Source organism: Pseudomonas sihuiensis, from assembly GCF_900106015.1.
Classification (GTDB): Bacteria; Pseudomonadota; Gammaproteobacteria; order Pseudomonadales; family Pseudomonadaceae; genus Aquipseudomonas; species Aquipseudomonas sihuiensis.
In genome coordinates this window covers 3,935,103-3,953,197 of record NZ_LT629797.1, presented here as the reverse complement: position 1 = coordinate 3,953,197, position 18,095 = coordinate 3,935,103, and the positions used below count along the sequence as shown (strand labels likewise).

The 18,095-nt window shown below is 64.3% G+C and carries 16 protein-coding genes; 4 read left to right on the top strand and 12 right to left on the bottom strand.

Translation table 11 applies throughout. The features are described from left to right. Positions 1-141 precede the first annotated feature (141 nt). Together BLT86_RS18600 and oadA are read left to right on the top strand one after the other, a co-directional pair. Positions 142-1,557, top strand: coding sequence for an acetyl-CoA carboxylase biotin carboxylase subunit (locus tag BLT86_RS18600; RefSeq protein ID WP_017676159.1), 1,416 nt, complete (start codon positions 142-144; stop codon positions 1,555-1,557). Positions 1,558-1,565: 8 nt separating this feature from the next. Beyond that, positions 1,566-3,377, top strand: a complete 1,812-nt coding sequence (gene oadA / locus BLT86_RS18595) for a sodium-extruding oxaloacetate decarboxylase subunit alpha (protein WP_092378815.1) — start codon at positions 1,566-1,568, stop codon at positions 3,375-3,377. 166 nt (positions 3,378-3,543) lie between these two features. On the opposite strand, the gene BLT86_RS26255 is transcribed toward oadA, so the two are convergent. Continuing rightward, positions 3,544-3,678 carry a hypothetical protein gene (locus BLT86_RS26255; RefSeq protein ID WP_017676157.1) on the bottom strand — a complete coding sequence of 45 codons (135 nt, stop codon included), beginning with the start codon at positions 3,676-3,678 and terminating at the stop codon, positions 3,544-3,546. 118 nt (positions 3,679-3,796) lie between these two features. On the opposite strand from BLT86_RS26255, the gene BLT86_RS18590 reads away from it, so the two are divergent. Beyond that, on the top strand, positions 3,797-4,738 hold the full coding sequence (locus tag BLT86_RS18590; protein ID WP_017676156.1) for a sodium-dependent bicarbonate transport family permease: 942 nt from the start codon (positions 3,797-3,799) through the stop codon (positions 4,736-4,738). 1 nt (position 4,739) lies between these two features. Beyond that, on the top strand, positions 4,740-5,042 hold the full coding sequence (locus tag BLT86_RS18585; RefSeq protein ID WP_017676155.1) for a P-II family nitrogen regulator: 303 nt from the start codon (positions 4,740-4,742) through the stop codon (positions 5,040-5,042). Between the two features lie 179 nt (positions 5,043-5,221). On the opposite strand, the gene BLT86_RS18580 is transcribed toward BLT86_RS18585, so the two are convergent. From BLT86_RS18580 to BLT86_RS18530, 11 genes are all read right to left on the bottom strand, one after another. Next, positions 5,222-5,950, bottom strand: coding sequence for a carbonic anhydrase (locus tag BLT86_RS18580; protein WP_003464702.1), 729 nt, complete (start codon positions 5,948-5,950; stop codon positions 5,222-5,224). Positions 5,951-6,130: 180 nt separating this feature from the next. Continuing rightward, positions 6,131-7,078 carry a carbohydrate kinase family protein gene (locus BLT86_RS18575; protein ID WP_017676154.1) on the bottom strand — a complete coding sequence of 316 codons (948 nt, stop codon included), beginning with the start codon at positions 7,076-7,078 and terminating at the stop codon, positions 6,131-6,133. A 237-nt stretch (positions 7,079-7,315) separates the two neighbouring features. Then, positions 7,316-8,815, bottom strand: coding sequence for a xylulokinase (gene xylB / locus BLT86_RS18570; protein WP_017676153.1), 1,500 nt, complete (start codon positions 8,813-8,815; stop codon positions 7,316-7,318). A 3-nt stretch (positions 8,816-8,818) separates the two neighbouring features. After that, positions 8,819-10,294, bottom strand: a complete 1,476-nt coding sequence (locus BLT86_RS18565) for a mannitol dehydrogenase family protein (RefSeq protein ID WP_017676152.1) — start codon at positions 10,292-10,294, stop codon at positions 8,819-8,821. A gap of 26 nt (positions 10,295-10,320) precedes the next feature. After that, positions 10,321-11,424, bottom strand: a complete 1,104-nt coding sequence (locus tag BLT86_RS18560; protein ID WP_017676151.1) for an ABC transporter ATP-binding protein — start codon at positions 11,422-11,424, stop codon at positions 10,321-10,323. 15 nt (positions 11,425-11,439) lie between these two features. Continuing rightward, positions 11,440-12,273: a carbohydrate ABC transporter permease gene (locus BLT86_RS18555; protein ID WP_017676150.1), complete on the bottom strand. Its 834-nt coding sequence runs from the start codon at positions 12,271-12,273 to the stop codon at positions 11,440-11,442. Positions 12,274-12,283: 10 nt separating this feature from the next. Continuing rightward, entirely contained in the window at positions 12,284-13,216 is a 933-nt protein-coding gene (locus tag BLT86_RS18550) for a carbohydrate ABC transporter permease (RefSeq protein WP_017676149.1), read from the bottom strand. Between the two features lie 151 nt (positions 13,217-13,367). Continuing rightward, positions 13,368-14,678, bottom strand: coding sequence for an ABC transporter substrate-binding protein (locus BLT86_RS18545; protein WP_017676148.1), 1,311 nt, complete (start codon positions 14,676-14,678; stop codon positions 13,368-13,370). 227 nt (positions 14,679-14,905) lie between these two features. Next, positions 14,906-15,811: an AraC family transcriptional regulator gene (locus BLT86_RS18540; protein ID WP_017676146.1), complete on the bottom strand. Its 906-nt coding sequence runs from the start codon at positions 15,809-15,811 to the stop codon at positions 14,906-14,908. A gap of 151 nt (positions 15,812-15,962) precedes the next feature. Next, positions 15,963-17,024, bottom strand: a complete 1,062-nt coding sequence (locus BLT86_RS18535; protein ID WP_017676145.1) for a PA0069 family radical SAM protein — start codon at positions 17,022-17,024, stop codon at positions 15,963-15,965. 76 nt (positions 17,025-17,100) lie between these two features. Next, on the bottom strand, positions 17,101-18,087 hold the full coding sequence (locus BLT86_RS18530; protein WP_017676144.1) for a bile acid:sodium symporter family protein: 987 nt from the start codon (positions 18,085-18,087) through the stop codon (positions 17,101-17,103). Positions 18,088-18,095 lie beyond the last annotated feature (8 nt).

Genomic DNA, 18,095 nt, shown 5'->3' with positions numbered 1-18,095 from the left:
TTCGGTCAATGCATAAGTAATTACTTATGCACGATCAAATAATTATTCATTTTTGTTAATTCGTATAGCCGGATAGGGTTTCACCACGTTTGCAACCAACTGTTGCAGCGGCCCTTGCAGCTCTGCGCTGAGGATTGGATCGTGATAAGAAAAATACTGATCGCCAACCGTGGTGAGATTGCCGTCCGCATCGTGCGGGCCTGCGCCGAGATGGGCATCCGCTCGGTGGCGATCTACTCCGATGCGGACCGTCATGCGTTGCACGTCAAGCGTGCCGACGAAGCGCACAGCATTGGTGAAGACCCGCTGGCGGGCTATCTGAACCCGCGCAAGCTGGTCAATCTGGCCGTGGAAACCGGTTGCGATGCGCTGCACCCCGGCTATGGCTTTCTGTCCGAGAATGCCGAACTTGCAGAGATCTGCGCCGAACGTGGGATCAAATTCATAGGGCCGAGTGCAGAAGTCATCCGTCGCATGGGCGACAAGACCGAAGCGCGTCGCAGCATGATCAAGGCCGGTGTGCCGGTCACCCCCGGTACTGAAGGCAACGTCGCCGACCTGGGCGAAGCCCTGCGTGAAGCCGAGCGCATCGGTTATCCGGTGATGCTCAAGGCCACCTCCGGTGGTGGCGGTCGTGGCATTCGTCGCTGCAACAGCCGCGAGGAGCTGGAGCAGGCCTATCCGCGGGTCATTTCCGAGGCGACCAAGGCCTTCGGCAGCGCCGAAGTCTTCCTGGAAAAATGCATCGTCAACCCGAAGCACATCGAGGCGCAGATTCTCGCCGACAGCTTCGGCAACACCGTGCACCTGTACGAGCGCGATTGCTCGATCCAGCGCCGTAACCAGAAACTGATCGAAATCGCCCCCAGCCCGCAGCTCACCCCCGAGCAGCGCGCCTATATCGGTGACCTCGCCGTGCGCGCGGCGCAGGCCGTGGGCTACGAGAACGCCGGTACCGTGGAGTTCCTGCTCGCCGAAGGCGAGGTGTACTTCATGGAGATGAACACCCGGGTGCAGGTGGAGCACACCATCACCGAGGAAATTACCGGCATCGACATCGTTCGCGAGCAGATTCGCATCGCCAGCGGCCTGCCGCTGTCGGTCAAGCAGGAAGACATCATCCACCGCGGTTATGCCCTGCAGTTCCGTATCAACGCCGAGGACCCGAAGAACAACTTCCTGCCCTCGTTCGGCAAGATCACCCGTTACTACGCGCCCGGCGGGCCCGGCGTGCGCACTGACACGGCGATCTACACCGGCTACACCATTCCACCCTATTACGACTCGATGTGCCTGAAGCTGATCGTCTGGGCGCTGACCTGGGAAGAGGCCATGGACCGCGGCTTGCGCGCGCTGGACGACATGCGCGTGCAGGGCGTGCGCACCACCGCGCCCTACTACCAGGAAATCCTGCGTAATCCGGAATTCCGTAGCGGCCAGTTCAATACCAGCTTCGTCGAAAGCCACCCTGAACTGACCCAATACTCGATCAAGCGCAACCCGTCGCACCTGGCCATCGCCATCGCCACCGCCATCGCTGCCCACGCGGGCCTGTAGGGGACATCATGAGCAAGAAGATCACCGTTACCGATACCGTCCTGCGCGATGCCCACCAGTCGCTGCTGGCCACGCGCATGCGCACCGAGGACATGCTGCCGATCTGCGACAAGCTCGACCGCGTCGGCTACTGGTCGCTGGAAGTCTGGGGTGGCGCCACCTTCGACGCCTGCGTGCGCTTTCTCAAGGAAGACCCCTGGGAGCGCCTGCGCCAGCTCAAGGCCGCGCTGCCCAACACCCGCCTGCAGATGCTCCTGCGCGGGCAGAACCTGCTCGGCTACCGCCACTACAGCGATGACGTGGTCAAGGCCTTCGTGGCCAAGGCGGCGGTCAACGGCATCGACGTGTTCCGCATCTTCGACGCGATGAACGACGTGCGTAACCTGCGCGTGGCCATCGAGGCAGTGAAGGCTGCCGGCAAGCACGCCCAGGGCACCATCGCCTACACCACCAGCCCGGTGCACACCACCGAGGCGTTCGTTGCCCAGGCCAAGGCCATGCAGGCGATGGGTATCGACTCCATCGCCATCAAGGACATGGCTGGCCTGCTCACACCTTACGCCACCTTCGCGCTGGTCAAGGCACTGAAGAGCGAAGTCGATCTGCCGGTATTCATCCACAGTCACGACACGGCCGGTCTCGGCTCGATGTGCCAGCTCAAGGCCATTGAAGCCGGCGCCGACCATATCGACACCGCCATCTCCAGTCTGGCCTGGGGTACCAGCCATCCGGGCACCGAGTCGATGGTCGCCGCGCTCAAGGGCAGCGAGTTCGACACCGGCCTGGACCTGGAGCTGATCCAGGAAATCGGCATGTACTTCCACGCCGTGCGCAAGAAGTACCACCAGTTCGAGAGCGAGTTCACCGGCGTGGATACCCGCGTGCAGGTCAATCAGGTGCCAGGCGGGATGATTTCCAACCTGGCCAACCAGCTCAAGGAGCAGGGCGCGCTAAACCGCATGAATGAGGTGCTGGACGAGATTCCGCGCGTGCGTGCCGACCTCGGCTTTCCGCCGCTGGTGACGCCGACCTCGCAGATCGTCGGTACTCAGGCGTTCTTCAACGTGCTGGCCGGCGAGCGCTACAAGACCATCACCAACGAGGTGAAGCTGTACCTGCAAGGCCGCTACGGCAAGGCACCGGGCAAGGTCGACGAGCAACTGCGCAAGCAGGCCATCGGCAGCGAAGAAGTGATCGACGTACGCCCGGCCGACCTGCTCAAGCCCGAGCTGGCGCGCCTACGTGAAGAGATCGGCAGCCTGGCCAAGTCCGAAGAGGACGTGCTGACCTTCGCCATGTTCCCCGATATCGGGCGCAAGTTCCTCGAAGAGCGCGCGGCCGGCACCCTCAAGCCGGAAGAGCTGCTGCCCATGCCGAACGGTCAGGGCAAGGCCGCGCCGGTGGGTGGTGAAGGCGTGCCGACCGAGTTCGTGGTCGACGTGCACGGCGAAAGCTACCGCGTGGACATCACCGGTGTTGGCGTCAAGGGCGACGGCAAGCGCCACTTCTACCTGTCCATCGACGGCATGCCGGAAGAAGTGGTGTTCGAGGCGCTCAATGAATACGTCGCAGGCGCTGCTGGCAAGCGCAAGCAGGCCGGTGCACCGGGCGACGTGTCCACCACCATGCCGGGCAACATCGTCGATGTGCTGGTCAAGGAAGGTGACACGGTCAAGGCCGGTCAGGCGGTGCTGATCACCGAAGCGATGAAGATGGAAACCGAAGTGCAGGCGCCGATTGCCGGCACCGTCAAGGCCGTTCACGTGGCCAAGGGCGACCGCGTCAATCCGGGCGAAGTGCTGGTGGAAATCGAAGGTTAACCTCTATGGAGCCCGGCCTGTTGGATGGGCAAGTTTGACGGGGCGTAACCCGGGCTCCTTTTTTATTCAGCGCTACGGCGCAGGTTTGTCCCGGGGGCCGCAAGGCTCCCTTTTTTTGCACGGCACATCCATGTGCTTCACCCCTTCGGTCGCCTCGCGCAAAACGTTAACGGCGTTTTTGCGACTCGCCAGCGTGGGGGCCAAGCCTGGCGTGCCGGCTAAGCTTTCCGGTCATGCCCCGGCGCTTCGCCTTCGTGGCGAGGTAAAGCAGGGCGATCAGCACCGCCTTGTGCCGGGGCATGGCCCTTTCCTTTGGTTGGGTAGCCGTCCGCGTAGGGTGCGCCGTGCGCACCGGCGCGGGTGGTGAACAGTGGCAGGTGTGCACAGCGCACCCTGAGAAGCAGGGGAGGTGAACTGAGGTGGGTCTGGATCCGGTGGTGCTGTTTTTCGTCTTCGGCCTGGTCGCCGGCCTGCTCAAGAGCGAGCTGAAGCTACCGGCGGCGTTGTACGAGACGCTGTCGATCATCCTCCTGCTGGCCATCGGGCTGCACGGCGGCGTGGAGCTGGCGCAGCAGGCCAGCCTGCAGCTGCTCGGTCAGTCGGCGTTGGTACTGGCGCTCGGTGTGCTACTGCCGATCCTGGCGTTCGTCCTGCTGCGCGGCCTGCGTTTCGACCGCGTCAACGCCGCGGCGGTGGCGGCGCACTACGGTTCGGTCAGCGCCGGTACCTTCGCCGTGGTAGTGGCCTACATGCTGGCCAAGGGCATCGAGTTCGAGAGTTACATGCCGCTGTTCGTGGCCATCCTGGAGATTCCGGCGATTCTGGTCGGTATCGTTCTGGCCAAAGGCATTTCGCGTGAGACCCACTGGGGCGAACTGGGCCGCGAGATCTTCCTCGGCAAGAGCATCATGCTGCTGCTCGGCGGCCTGGTGATCGGCGCGATCGCCGGTAAGGAGGCAATCAAGCCGCTGGAGCCGCTGTACACCAGCATGTTCAAGCCGGTGCTGGCGTTCTTCCTGCTGGAGATGGGCCTGATCGCCTCCGGCCAGCTCGGTGCGCTGAAGCAGTTCGGTGTGCGCCTGGCGGCCTTCGCCCTGCTGATGCCGCTGCTCGGTGCGCTGATCGGTGCCTTGCTGGCGCGCTTCATGGGCCTGAGCCTGGGTGGCACGGCGATGCTGGCCACGCTCGCGGCCTCGGCGTCCTATATCGCCGTGCCGGCGGCGATGCGCCTGGCCTTGCCCGAGGCCAACCCGTCGCTGTCGCTGACCGCCTCGCTGGGCATCACCTTCCCATTCAATATCCTGATCGGCATTCCGCTGTACCTGGCGCTGGCCGAACGACTGATCGCTTGGGGGTTCTGAGATGAACGCACATAGCCGCACCCTGCTCACCGTGATCTGCGAGGCGGCGCTGGAGAAGCGCCTGCTGGCCGATCTGGAAGCGCTCGGCGCACCCGGCTGGACCATTTCCGACGCGCGTGGCCGTGGACACCGCGGCGTGCGCAGCGCCGGCTGGGACACCGAAGGCAACATCCGCCTGGAAATCATCTGCAACCGCGAATTGGCCGAGCGCATCGCCGAGCATCTGCAGGTGCGCTACTACGACCACTTCGCCATGGTCTGTTACCTGGCGCAGGTGGAAGTGCTGCGTGGGGAGAAGTTCTGACTGGTCCCTGGTAGGGTGCGCTATGCGCACCAGACCAGGTTAGCCGTGATCGGGGGGAGTCTGGTGCGCGCGGCGCACCCTACGGCCTAAAGTCCTTCCCACGTTCACGGTGCGTTTTGTGGGAGGGGCTTTAGCCGCGACCGGGTGAGGCTCGGTGCGCGGCCACCCTGCAAGGGCTTTCAGCTTTGTGGAAAACGCGCGCGTGGCGTCGCCATTGGAATCTTGTCGCCATCGAGCGGCAGGAAGCTGCCCAGCTCGGCGTCGTAGGCCTTGATCTGGCTGGTTTCGATGTCATACACCCAGCCATGGATGAACAGTTGGCCGCGCGCCAGCTTGGCTGCCACCGACGGATGGGTGCAGAGGTGGTTGAGCTGCGCCACCACGTTCTCTTCGGTCAGCACGGCAAGGGCTTCCTTGTCGTCGCTGCAGTTGCAGTTCTCTGCCACCACGCTGCGTGCTACCTCGGCATGACGCAGCCAGGCTTTCACCGTGGGCATGGTTTCCAGCGAGGCCGGGTTGAGCACCGCTTTCATCGCGCCGCAGTCGGAGTGGCCGCAGATGACGATGTGTTGCACGCCCAGGGCCATCACCGCGTACTCGATGGCGGTGGAGACGCCGCCCATCATCTGCCCGTAGGCCGGCACCACATTACCGACGTTGCGGTTGACGAACAGGTCGCCGGGCGAGCTCTGGGTGATCAGCTCCGGCACCACGCGCGAGTCGGCGCAGGTGATGAACATGGCGCGTGGGTTCTGGGCGGTGGCGAGCTTCTTGAACAGCTCTTCCTGCTGCGGGAAGACCTCGTTGCGAAAGCGCTTGAAGCCATCGACTATGCTGTGCAGCGCCTGCTCGGCGGTTTCGTTGCCCTCGTGGGCCTGAAGCGGAATCACCTGATGTTTGTAAGGCATGCCCTGAACCTCTGGGTTGTCTGAAAATACGCTGCTAGAACGACTGTCGCTGCGCTGTGCGAGTCACACGCCAAGTGTCGCCTCCAGCGAGCTGAGCGACAACCGGCGGTTTCGGGTAATTCGCCCAGGCGCACAGGGAGCCTGTGTCGCTGCCAGCTGGCACCGCGAGGGTGGGCCTGGTCAGCGCGCGCTCTGTCGTTCCAGTTCATGCAGGTAGGGCAGGTCGGGGCCGACCCGGGCGCAGGTCAGCGCGGCAGCCTCGATGGCCAGGCGCAGCATGGCGTCGATCTGCTCACGGCTCAGCGTCGCCAGCGCCTCGGGGCTGTCCAGATCGTGGCGGGCGAGGTAGCTGAGCAGCGCGGCCTGGAAGGTATCGCCAGCGCCAACGGTGTCACGGGTGTGCACCTCCACGGCTGGTACCGACCAGTGCCCGTAGTGGCTGTGGACGCTGGCGCCTTTGCTGCCGTGGGTGAGAAACACCAGTTGGCAGCGCTGGTTGAGCCAGCTCGATGCGACCTGCTGCGGGTCGCGTTCGGGGTACAACAGCTGCAGATCCTCTTCGCTGACCTTGATCAGATGCGCGTAGCCGGCGAAGGTCTCGACGCGCTCGCGCCAGTGGGCGATATCCGGCGCCGGGCCGAGGCGTACGTTGGGGTCGAGGCTGATCAGGCGCTGCTGATGTTCGCGTTGCACCAGCGTCAGCAGCGTCTCGGCCACTGGCTCCACCACCAAAGAGAAGGAACCGACATGCAGGCCGCGCACCTGCGCATCCAGTGCCGGCAGGTGCTCGGCGAGCAGCTGGCGGTCGGCACAGCCTTCGCCACGGAAGGAATACTGCGGCGAGCCGGCAGCGTCCAGGCCGACCATCGCCAGGGTGGTCGGCGCATCGCTGGCGATCAGGTAGGCATCGCTCACGCCTTCGTCACGCAGCACCTGGCGCAGGCGCTGGCCGAGGCTGTCCGAGGAAATCCCGGTGAACAGCGCCGAGTTGGCGCCCATACGGCGCAGGCCCAGCGCCACGTTGAACGGCGAGCCACCGGCGATGGCCTTGAAGGCCAACTCATTGCCACACCCACCGTCGCCCTGGATGAACACATCGAACAGCGCTTCGCCACAGACCAGGTACATGTTCTTCTCCGTATCGGTTAACGGGCACCTCTAAAAACCACCTGCTTCGCCTGATGCCAATCAGTTAAGCGCCAAGGCGGGGAATTCGTAGGAGCGGCGCCCCGCCGCGAAGCTGGGCGGCGCGGACTCGAGAGGCTTCGCCCCGGGGCGGGGCTCCTACGGACGCCGCTTTGATAGCCGTATCTCATCGGCACTATCTGCCTTGCCTAGGTTCTTGGAGGTGCCCTCAAGGCGTTCTCACGCCGGTGTGCTCTCGGCCAGCAGGCTTACCTGCTTGCGGTAGCGTTGATAGACCATTTCGTACTGCGCCGTGCGCGCCGGGTCCGGCTGGGTCTGCGTGCTGGCATCGAGGTGCACGCAACGCTCGCACAGTTCGGCCAGCTGCGCCTGGCGATCCGCTCCGGGCGTCAGGCACCAGGCGGCCTGGATCGCGGCGCCCAGCGCGGCGGCTTCGGTGTGCTGCGGGCAGACCAGTGGCGTGCCCATGATGTCGGCGATCACCTGGCGCCACACCGGGCTCTTCGCCGCGCCGCCGATCAGGCGGATGGTCTGGCTCTGCAGGCCGCTGGCGCGCAGCAGGTCGAGGCCGTAGCGCAGGCCGAAACTGCTGCCCTCGACCACCGCCCGGCACAGATTGGCGCGGGTCAGGTTGTCGCTGTCCATGCCCAGCAGGCTGGCGCGCGAGCTGGGCAGTGCCGGCACCCGTTCGCCATTGAAGAACGGCAGCATGAGCAGGCCCTCGGCGCCGATGGGCGATTGCTCGACCAGTTCGCCGAAGGTCTGGATGTCCAGTTCCAGCAGTTGCTGGATCAGCCCGGTGGCGCTGGTGAGGTTCATGGTGCAGATCAGCGGTAGCCAGCCGCCGCTCGATGAGCAGAAGGTCGCCACCTGAGCATGCGGGCTGATCATCGCTTGATCGCTGTAGGCGTAGAGCGTGCCGGAGGTGCCCAGACTCATGGTGATCGCGCCCGGACGGATATTGCCGGTGCCGATGGCGCCCATCATGTTGTCGCCACCGCCGCTGGCCACCACGGCATCCGGGTTCAGGCCCAACTGCCGGGCGATCTGCGGGCGGAGGCTACCCACTGGCTGATCTGCCTCGATCAGCTCTGGCAGCGCCTTGCAGAGGCGCCCGCTGGGGTCGATGACGTTCAGCAGCTCGCGGTCCCAGCTGCGCGTGCGCACGTTGAAATAACCCGTGCCGGAGGCGTCGCCGTACTCGCTGCAGGCACGGCCGGTGAGCCAGTGGTTGAGGTAATCGTGCGGCAGCAGAATATGCGCGATGCGGGTGAACAGATCCGGGTGCTGCTCCTGGGTCCAGAGCAGCTTGGACACCGTGTAGCCCGGCGCGATGGCCACGCCCAGGCGCTGCAGCGAGCCGGCCTCGCCGCCGAGATGATCGAGCAGGCGCTGGTTCTCCGGGGTCGACTCGGTGTCGCACCAGAGCTTGGCCGGGCGCAGCACCGCGCCCTGTTCATCGAGCAGCACCAGGCCATGCTGCTGGCCGGAGACGCCAATGCCGAGAATCCGCTCGCCGCTGATGCCCGCAGCCGTCAGCGCCTGTCGGGTTGCCTGCTCGAAAGCCTCCAGCCATTGCTGCGGCTGTTGCTCGCGGCGGCCATTGGCGCCGCTCTGCAGCGTGTGGCTGGCGCTGCCGGCGCCGAGCACCTGGCCGCTGTCAGCATCCAGCACCAGCGCCTTGGTGCCCTGGGTGCCGCAGTCGATACCGAGGTACATGGCTCAGTCGCCCAGCAGTGTCTGCAGGGTACGGGTCACGCCGAGCTTGCGCAGGCTGTCGTAACACAGCTCGAAGGCTTCGACGAACGCTGTCGACTGCGCGATGGCGTTGCCGAAGATCGCCTCGACGCCCAGTACCCGCTCGCGCACCTTGTCGTCATCGGCCACCAGCGCCTGGCAGAACTCGGCGCGCGGATCGGGGATGCGATAGCGCTTGCCGTTCTCGTCGACGCCCTTGAGGTACAGCGCCCAGGCTGCGACTACCAGGGCCGCGCGCTCCAGCGGCCGACCGTCTTCGATCAGACGGTTGAGGGTGGGCACGATGAACTTGGGAAACTTCGACGAGCCATCCGAGCAGACCCGCTCCAGCTGATCGGCGATGGCCTGGTTGGAGAAGCGCTCGATCAGCGTGTCCTTGTAGGTGCTCAGGTCGATGCCCGGAACCGGCGCCAGCTGCGGGGTCACGTCCAGATCCATGAAGGTGCGCACGTACTGGCGCAGCAGCGGGTCGTTCATGGTTTCGTGGACGAAGCGATAGCCCTTGAGAAAGCCCAGGTAGGTCAGCGCCAGGTGGCTGCCATTGAGCAGCTTGATCTTCATTTCCTCGTAGGGTGTGACGTCGTCGGTGAACTGCACGCCGACCTCTTCCCAGGCCGGCCGACCGCTGACGAACTTGTCCTCCAGCACCCATTGCACGAAGGGCTCGCAAACCACCGGCCAGGCGTCGTCGACGCCGTGCTGCTCGGCCAGTTGCTGACGATGGGCGGCGCTGGTCATCGGCGTGATGCGGTCGACCATGGCATTGGGAAAGCTCACATGATGGTCGATCCAGGTGGCCAGCTCGTGGTCGGCCAGGTGGGCGAAGGCCAGCAGTGCCTTGCGCGTGACGTCGCCGTTGTGTGGCAGGTTATCGCAGGACATCAGGGTGAAGGCCGGGATGCCGGCGGCGCGACGTTTGGCCAGGGCCGCGCAGAGAAAGCCGAACACGCTTTGCGGCGATTCGGGATGACGCAGGTCGTGGGCAATGGCTGGCAGTTCGGCGAGAAATTCGCCGCTGCTGTCGTCGATGCAGTAGCCACCCTCGGTGATGGTCAGCGAGACGATGCGAATCGTCGGGTCGGCCAGCTTGTCGATCAGCGCCTGCGGCGACTCCTCGGCCAGCAGCATGTCGGTGATCGCGCCGATCACCCGCACCGGCAGGTTCGGCTCGTCGCCCAGTTCGACCAGGGTGTAGAGGTAATCCTGGCTGGCCAGGGCATCGCGCATGGCGCGGTCCTCACTGCGCACGCCGACCCCGCAGATACCCCAGTCCAGTGCCAGGCCCTGGTTCATCAGGGCATCGGTGTAGACCGCCTGGTGGGCGCGGTGAAAGCCGCCGACGCCAAAATGGGCGATGCCGGTGCGGATCATCTCTGCGGTGTAGCTGGGCAGCGCGACGGCGCCGCCAAGCCGGGAAAGCTGCTGGCGATTGAGTTTCATCTGGAACATCCCGTGATGGAGCGGCGTCAGGCGGCCTGCTGCAGTGGTTTGGCGACGGCTTGGCCATCGGCGTCGAAGAGGTGGCAGTGCGCCGTGTCGAAATCCAGGGTCAGGGCTTCGCCATAACGCGGCGCGAAGTCGCCGCGTACGCGCACCGTGAGCATCTCGCCCGAGGTGCAGCGCACATGGCAGAAGGTGTCGCTGCCCAGGCGCTCGCTGACGTCGGCGGTCACCTGCATGCGGCCCGCGCTGGTGCTGACCACGTTGAGGTGTTCCGGGCGTACGCCCAGGGTCACCGTGCTGCCGACGCTGAGGCCGGTGGCGGACTGCGGCAGCGTCACGTGCGTGCCGCATTCCAGCTGCACGTCGCAGCTGCCGGCCTCGACCCTGTTCAGGGTGCCGCGCAGAAAGCCCATCTTCGGCGTGCCGAGAAAGCCGGCGACGAACAGGTTGGCCGGGTGGTGATACAGCTCCAGCGGTGAGCCGACCTGCTCGACGCGACCGCCATTGAGCACCACCACCTTGTCGGCCAGGGTCATGGCTTCGACCTGGTCGTGGGTCACGTAGATCATGGTCGCCTGCAGATCCTTGTGCAGCCGTGCCAGCTCCAGGCGGGTCTGCACGCGCAGGGCGGCGTCGAGGTTGGACAGCGGCTCGTCGAACAGAAAGATCTTCGGGTTGCGCACGATGGCGCGGCCGATGGCCACGCGCTGGCGCTGGCCACCGGAGAGCTGCTTGGGTTTGCGTTCGAGCAGCGCCTCGAGCTGCAGGATGCGCGCGGCATTGGCGACCTTGGCTTCTATCTCCTGCTTACCCACCCGGGCCAGGTCGAGGGCGAAGGACAGGTTCTTGCGCACGGTCATGTGCGGGTACAGCGCGTAGGTCTGGAACACCATAGCCAGGTCGCGTTTGGCCGGTGCAGTGTCGGTGATGTCCTGGCCATCGAGTTCGATATGGCCGCTGCTGACCTCTTCCAGCCCGGCGATCAGGCGCAGCAGGGTGGATTTGCCGCAGCCGGACGGGCCGACGAAGACCACGAACTCGCGGTCGCGGATGTCCAGGTCGACACCCTGGATGATCGCCGTGCCGTCGAAGCCTTTTTGCAGATTGCGGATCTTCAGATCAGCCATGTGGAAGGTCTCCCGTTATTTCACCGCGCCGAAGGACAGGCCGCGTACAAGTTGTTTTTGGCTGATCCAGCCGAAGATCAGGATAGGCGCGCAGGCCAGGGTCGAAACGGCGGAGAGCTTGGCCCAGAACAGGCCCTCGGGGCTGGAGTAGGAGGCCACCAGGGCAGTCAGCGGGGCGGCGGCGGAGCTGGTCAGGTTGAGCGACCAGAACGCCTCGTTCCAGCACAGGATCAGCGACAGCAACATGGTCGATGCCAGGCCGCCGCGAGCGATCGGCAGCAGTACGCGGACGATCTCCTGCCAGGTGGTGGCGCCATCCAGGCGCGCCGCTTCGAGGATGTCCACGGGGATGTCCTTGAAGTAGGTGTAAACCATCCACACGATGATCGGCAGGTTGATCAGGGTGTAGATGATGATCAGCGCCAGGCGTGAATCGAGCAGACCGAACTGCTTGGCCAGCAGGTAGATCGGTACCAGCACGCCCACCGGTGGCAGCATCTTGGTCGACAGCATCCACAGCAGCGTGCGCTTGGTGTGGCGCGTCTCGAAGAAGGCCATGGAGTAGGCGGCTGGCACGGCCAGGAGCATGCACAGCAGCGTCGCCGAGAGGGAGATCAGCACCGAGTTCCAGGCGAAGGCGAAGTAGTCGCTGCGCTCGTTGATGTGCAGGTAGTTCTCCAGCGTCGGGGTGAAGATGAACTGCGGCGGCGTGGCGAAGGCGTCGATCTCGGTCTTCAGGCTGGTCAGCACCATCCAGAAGATCGGGAAGAAGATCACCGCGGCGATCGCCCAGGCCAGGGCGCCGATGATCAGGCTCTGCAGGCGACGGGATTGTTTCAGCGTCAGCATCTCAGGGCCCTCACTGCTTGTCGGTCAGGTTCTTGCCGATCATGCGGATCAGCACGATGGCGGCGATGTTGGCGATCACCACCGCGATCAGTCCGCCCGCCGAGGCCATGCCGACGTCGAACTGCAGCAGGGCCTGGGTGTAGATCAGGTAGGCGAGGTTGGTCGACTCGTAGCCGGGGCCGCCGCTGGTGGTGGTGTAGATCTCGGCGAATACCGAGAGCAGGAAGATGGTCTCGATCATCACCACCACGGCAATTGGCCGCGCCAGGTGCGGCAGGGTTAGGTGCCAGAAGATGGCGATGGGGCCGGCGCCGTCGAGGCGCGCGGCTTCCTTCTGCTCCTGATCCAGCGATTGCATGGCGGTCATCAGGATCAGGATGGCGAACGGCAGCCATTGCCAGGACACGATCATGATGATCGAGAACAGCGGGTGGTGCGCCAGCCAGTCCACCGGCTGGGCGCCGAAGAACTGCCAGATGGCGGCGAGAATCCCCGATACCGGATGGAAGATCAGGTTCTTCCACAGCAGCGCGCTGACCGTGGGCATGATGAAGAACGGCGAGATCAGCAGCACCCGTACGATGCCACGGCCGAAGAACTCGCTGGCCTCCAGCAGCGCCGAGATCAGCACGCCGAACACCACGCTGATCAGCAGCACGCTGCCCACCAGCAATACGGTATTGCCGGCGCCGGAGAGGAAAGCGGCGTCGGTGACGAAGTATTCGAAGTTCTCCAGACCGACGAAATCGTTCTCGCCGGGGTACAGCAGGTTGTAGCGGATCAGCGAGAAATAGACGGTCATGCTCAGCGGCACGATCATCCAGATCAGCAGCAGGGCCACCGAGGGGCTGACCAGAAACCAGCCGGGCGCCAGGCGCCTGGGCTTGCGCGCCACCGGCGTAGTGGCCTGCGTGGCGGGGGTATCGATGGCCGGAGAATTCATCATGCCTCCGAGGGCGGAATTGGGGGGGGCGTAACGCAAGTGGGCGGCCGGTAGGGTGGGCCGGGCGGAGTTCCGTCCCGTAGGGTGGGCTTCAGCCCACCACGAACTCACGGTGAAACCCTGGTGGGCTAAAGCCCACCCTACAAAATGGCTACTTCGGGTAGCCAGCGCGCTTCATTTCCCGCTCGGTGCTCTGCTGTGCCGCTTGCAGGGCCTGCTGCGGTTGCATCTGCCCGGTGAGCGCGGCGGTGAACAGCTTGCCGACGCTGGTGCCGATGGCCTGGAACTCGGGAATGGTCACCAACTGGATGCCCACGTAAGGCACCGGCTTGGCGCTGGGGTCGGCCGGGTCGGCCTTCTGCAGCGAGTCCAGAGTGACCTTGGCGAACGGCGCGGCCTGCATGTAGGCGTCGCTGTAGGTCGAGGCGCGGGTGCCCGGCGGCACGTTGGCCACGCCATCCTTCTCGGCGACCAGTTCGGCATAGGCCTTGGAGGTGGCCCAGGCGCTGAAGGTCTTGGCGGCGTCCTTGGACTTGGAGCTGGTGGGAATCGCCAGGGCCCAGGAGTACAACCAGGAAGCGCCCTTGTCGGTGACCTGGGTCGGCGCGAAGGTGAAGCCGACGGCGTCGGCGACCTTGCTTTGCGAGGTATCGGTGACGAAGGAACCGGCCACGCTGGCATCGACCCACAGCGCGCACTTGCCGCTGTTGAACAGCGCCAGGTTCTCGTTGAAACCGTTGCTGGAGGCGCCGGGTGGGCCGTATTTCTTCATGTTGTCGACGTAGAAGTTCAGCGCGTTCTGCCATTCGCTGCCGGTGAATTCCGGCTGCCACTGCTCATCGAACCAGCGCGCACCGTGGGCGTTGGCCAGGGTGGTGATCAGCGCCATGTTTTCGCCCCAGCCGGCCTTGCCGCGCAGGCACAGGCCGTACTGGCCTTTGTCTGGCTGGTGCAGTTTGCCGGCGAATTCGGCCATCTGCTCCCAGGTCGGTTGCTCGGGCATTTCCAGACCGGCCTGCTCGAACAGGTCCTTGCGGTAATAGGTGATCGAGGCTTCGGCATAGAACGGCAGGGCGTACAGCGTGCCCTTGGCGGACAGGCCTTCGCGCACCGAGGGGAAGACGTCGTCTAGGTCGTAGTCGGCCGGCAGTTCGGTCATCGGCTCCAGCCAGCCTTTCTCGCCCCACAGCGCCGCTTCGTACATGCCAATGGTGAGCACGTCGAACTGGCCACCCTGGGTGGCGATATCTGTGGTCAGGCGCTGGCGCAGCACGTTCTCCTCGAGCACCACCCACTTCAGACGGATGTCGGGATTCTGTTCTTCGAAAGTCTTGGCGAGCCGCTGCATGCGGATCATGTCGCTGTTGTTGACCGTGGCGATGGTCAGGGTTTCGGCGCCCTGAGCAACCAGGGTGAGGGACAGGCAAGAGGCTGCAACGAGGGCTTTGATCGAGTTGTTCATGCTTGTGAACTCCTCTCCCGCGCCTGTATGGCTGCGGAAGATCGTTATTGTTTTTGTTTGGCTCGGGCCGGATTACACCCCCGCAGGCCTGCACGAACAAATCCTTGAGTGCACAGTGATCGATACTTTTTTGCACTGATCGGGCAGCGCCAAACCGCCACGGTAAGGGGTGTAACTCTCTGGCATGAGGGGTGTAGAGGAGGTCGGAGCAGGGGAGGACTACCGATTCAGTACAGGTTTTGCTCGGTCAGGCGCTGCACCGCCAGCTTGCGATAACCGGAGGGGGTCATGCCCTTGAGCTGCTGGAAACGGCGGTTGAAGTTGGAAATATTGCTGAAGCCGGACTCGAAGCACACGTCGGTCACCGGCTTGTCGCTTTTGCTCAGCAGCTCGCAGGATTTGCTCACCCGCAGGCGATTGACGAATTCGACGAAACCACGCCCGGTGGCCTGCTTGAAGAAGCGCGAAAAGTAGGTGGTGGTCATGCCCAGGTGCTCGGCGACTTCCTCCTGGCTGATGCCCTGCGCGTAGTGCTGGAAGATGTAGTCCACCGCCCGGTTGATGCGCTCGACATGCTGCTCGTCGCCCAGCTCCGAAGAGGTCACGGCCGAGAGCAACTGGTAATCCTCGCTGCCGGCGAGCAGCTCCATGAGGATGAAGAAATGGCCCAGGCGGGTGATGCCGCGGCTGTTGGCGATCTTGCCCATCAGTACGCCGGCTTCGCGAATCAGCAGCGGGTCGCGGAACTCGATGCCGAACTGCGCACGGGCCAGCAAGGGTTGCAGGGTCTTCAACTCGGCGAACACCGCCGTACCGCTCTCCAGCACTTCATCGGTGAAGTTGACCAGCATGTCGCGGGTTTCCACCACCTCGCCTTCCTCGACCTGGCTGATCCAGTTGTGCGGCAGGCCAGGGCCGGTGAGGAACAGGGTATAGGGGGAGAAATTGCCGATGTAGTCGCCGATGAACACCTTGCCGGAGCTGGCGACGATCAGGTGCAGCTCGTATTCCTTGTGAAAGTGCCAGCGCACCAGCGGCGAGGGAAAGCCGTGCTGGCGGTAGATCAGCGAATGGCCTTCATGGTCGTCCATCAGTTCGTAGGACGGGTCGGCTACGCGGGATGTGCGGGTCATGGTCGTCGTCGGTCAATGCCTCAAGAAGGATCTGTACGAAAAATACCTGCGCTCGGTGATGCTTCGTTAAAAAACGGTTCGCCTGACCTTCGCTCGGAAACTTTTCGTACGGATCCTGCCACGTTTTAACATATCGAGACGGGCTGCCAAGTCAGAGCAGGCTCAATTGCGCACCCGGCGGGCAGAACTGCGAACAGTCCAGCACCACGCTGCCTCGCTGATCCAGGCCGAGCCTGCGCCGCGCCAGGCGAAAACGCTGCTCCAGCAGATCGGCGAACAGGCCCTCGCCACGCATGCGGCTGCCGAAGCGGCTGTCGTAGTTCTTGCCGCCACGGCTCTGGCGAATCAGGCTCATCACGTGGGCGGCGCGATCCGGAAAGTGCACCTGCAGCCACTCCTCGAACAACCCGGCGATCTCCAGCGGCAGGCGCAGCAGTACGTAACCGGCCGAACGAGCGCCGGCGTCACGGGCGGCTTCCAGGAGTGCTTCCAGCTCCATGTCGTTGATCTGCGGAATCATCGGCGCGCAGATTGCGCTGACCGGGACACCCGTTTCATGCAGCGTGCGCATGGCACGCAGGCGCGCCGCTGGGGCGGCAGTGCGCGGCTCCATGATGCGTTTGAGTTCGTCATCCAGGGTGGTCAGGCTGAAGGCCACGCTGACCAGGTTGTGCCTGGCAAGCTCGCTGAGCAGGTCGAGGTCGCGCAGGATCAGTGAGCCCTTGGTGATGATGTGCAACGGGTGCTTGTAGCGCAGCAGGATTTCCAAGGCCTGGCGGGTCAGGCGCTGTTCGCGCTCGATGGGCTGGTAGGCGTCGGTGTTGATGCCCAGGGCGATGGGTTGCGGCACGTAGCCGGGTTTTTGCAGTTGCTCTTCGAGGCGTTCGGCCAGGTTGGTCTTGGCGATCAGGCGGGTTTCGAAGTCGATGCCCGGCGACATGTCCCAGTAAGCGTGAGTCGGCCTGGCAAAACAGTAGATGCAGCCATGCTCACAGCCACGGTAGGGGTTCACCGAGCGGTCGAAGCCTACATCCGGCGAGTTGTTGCGGGTGATCGCCGTCTTCGCCTGCTCCTTGCGCACTTCGGTGGCGCGACTTGGCGGGGTCTCGTCCTGATACCAGCCGTCGTCTTCCTGCTCCGAACGGGTCGGTGCATAGCGGTTGTGCGGATTGCTGGCGGTACCACGGCCACGTGGCGGCAGGCTGACGGACATGTTCGGACTCCAAAATATACTGTATAAAAATACAGTTATTTGAGACCCGGGCAAGTCCCTTCTGTCGCGGCGTCGATCAAACGGCCGCGATCTGCGGCGCTTCCTCACGCTTGGCATAACGCTGCGCCAGCACCGCGCAGACCATCAGCTGGATCTGGTGGAACAGCATCAGCGGCAGGATCAGTACGCCGATGGCGCCGCCGGCGAACAGCACCTGGGCCATGGGTACGCCGGTGGCCAGGCTCTTCTTCGAGCCACAGAATAGGATGGTGATGCGGTCTTCCAGGCTGAAACCCAGCCATTTGCCCAGCAGGTGGGTCAGCACCAGGGCCAGTGCCAACAACACGCAGCAGGCGGCAATCACCAGCAGCAGGGTGGTCAGCGGTACCTGCTGCCACAGGCCGCCAATCACCGCGGCGCTGAAGGCGGTGTAGACCACCAGCAGGATCGAGCTCTGGTCGACGTATTTCAGCCAGCTCTTGTTCTGGTTGACCCAGCCGCCGATCCAGCGCTGGGCGATCTGGCCGAGAACGAATGGCAGCAGCAACTGCAGGCTGATCTTGCCGATGGCATCGAGGGTCGAGCCGTTGTCGCCCTGCACGCCCATCAGCAAGGCCACCAGCAGCGGGGTGACGAAGATACCGAGCAGGCTGGAGGCCGCCGCGCTGCAGATCGCCGCCGGGATGTTGCCGCGCGCCAGCGAGGTGAAGGCGATGGCCGATTGCACGGTGGCCGGCAGCGCACACAGGTAGAGCATGCCCAGGTACAACTCCTTACCCAGCAGCGGCTCCAGTGCCGGCCTGAGCGCCAGGCCGAGCAGCGGAAAGAGGATGAAGGTGCAGGCGAATACCAGCAGGTGCAGACGCCAGTGCCCGGCACCAGCGAGAATCGCCTGACGCGACAGTTTGGCGCCGTGCATGAAGAACAGCAGGGCGATGGCCAGGTTGGTGATCCATTCGAAGATCGTGGCGACCTGGCCGCTGGCGGGTAGCAGTGTGGCGGCGAGCACAACGGCGAGCAGAGTCAGGGTGAAATTGTCGGGCAGCAGGCGGCGCAGGAACATGGCGAATC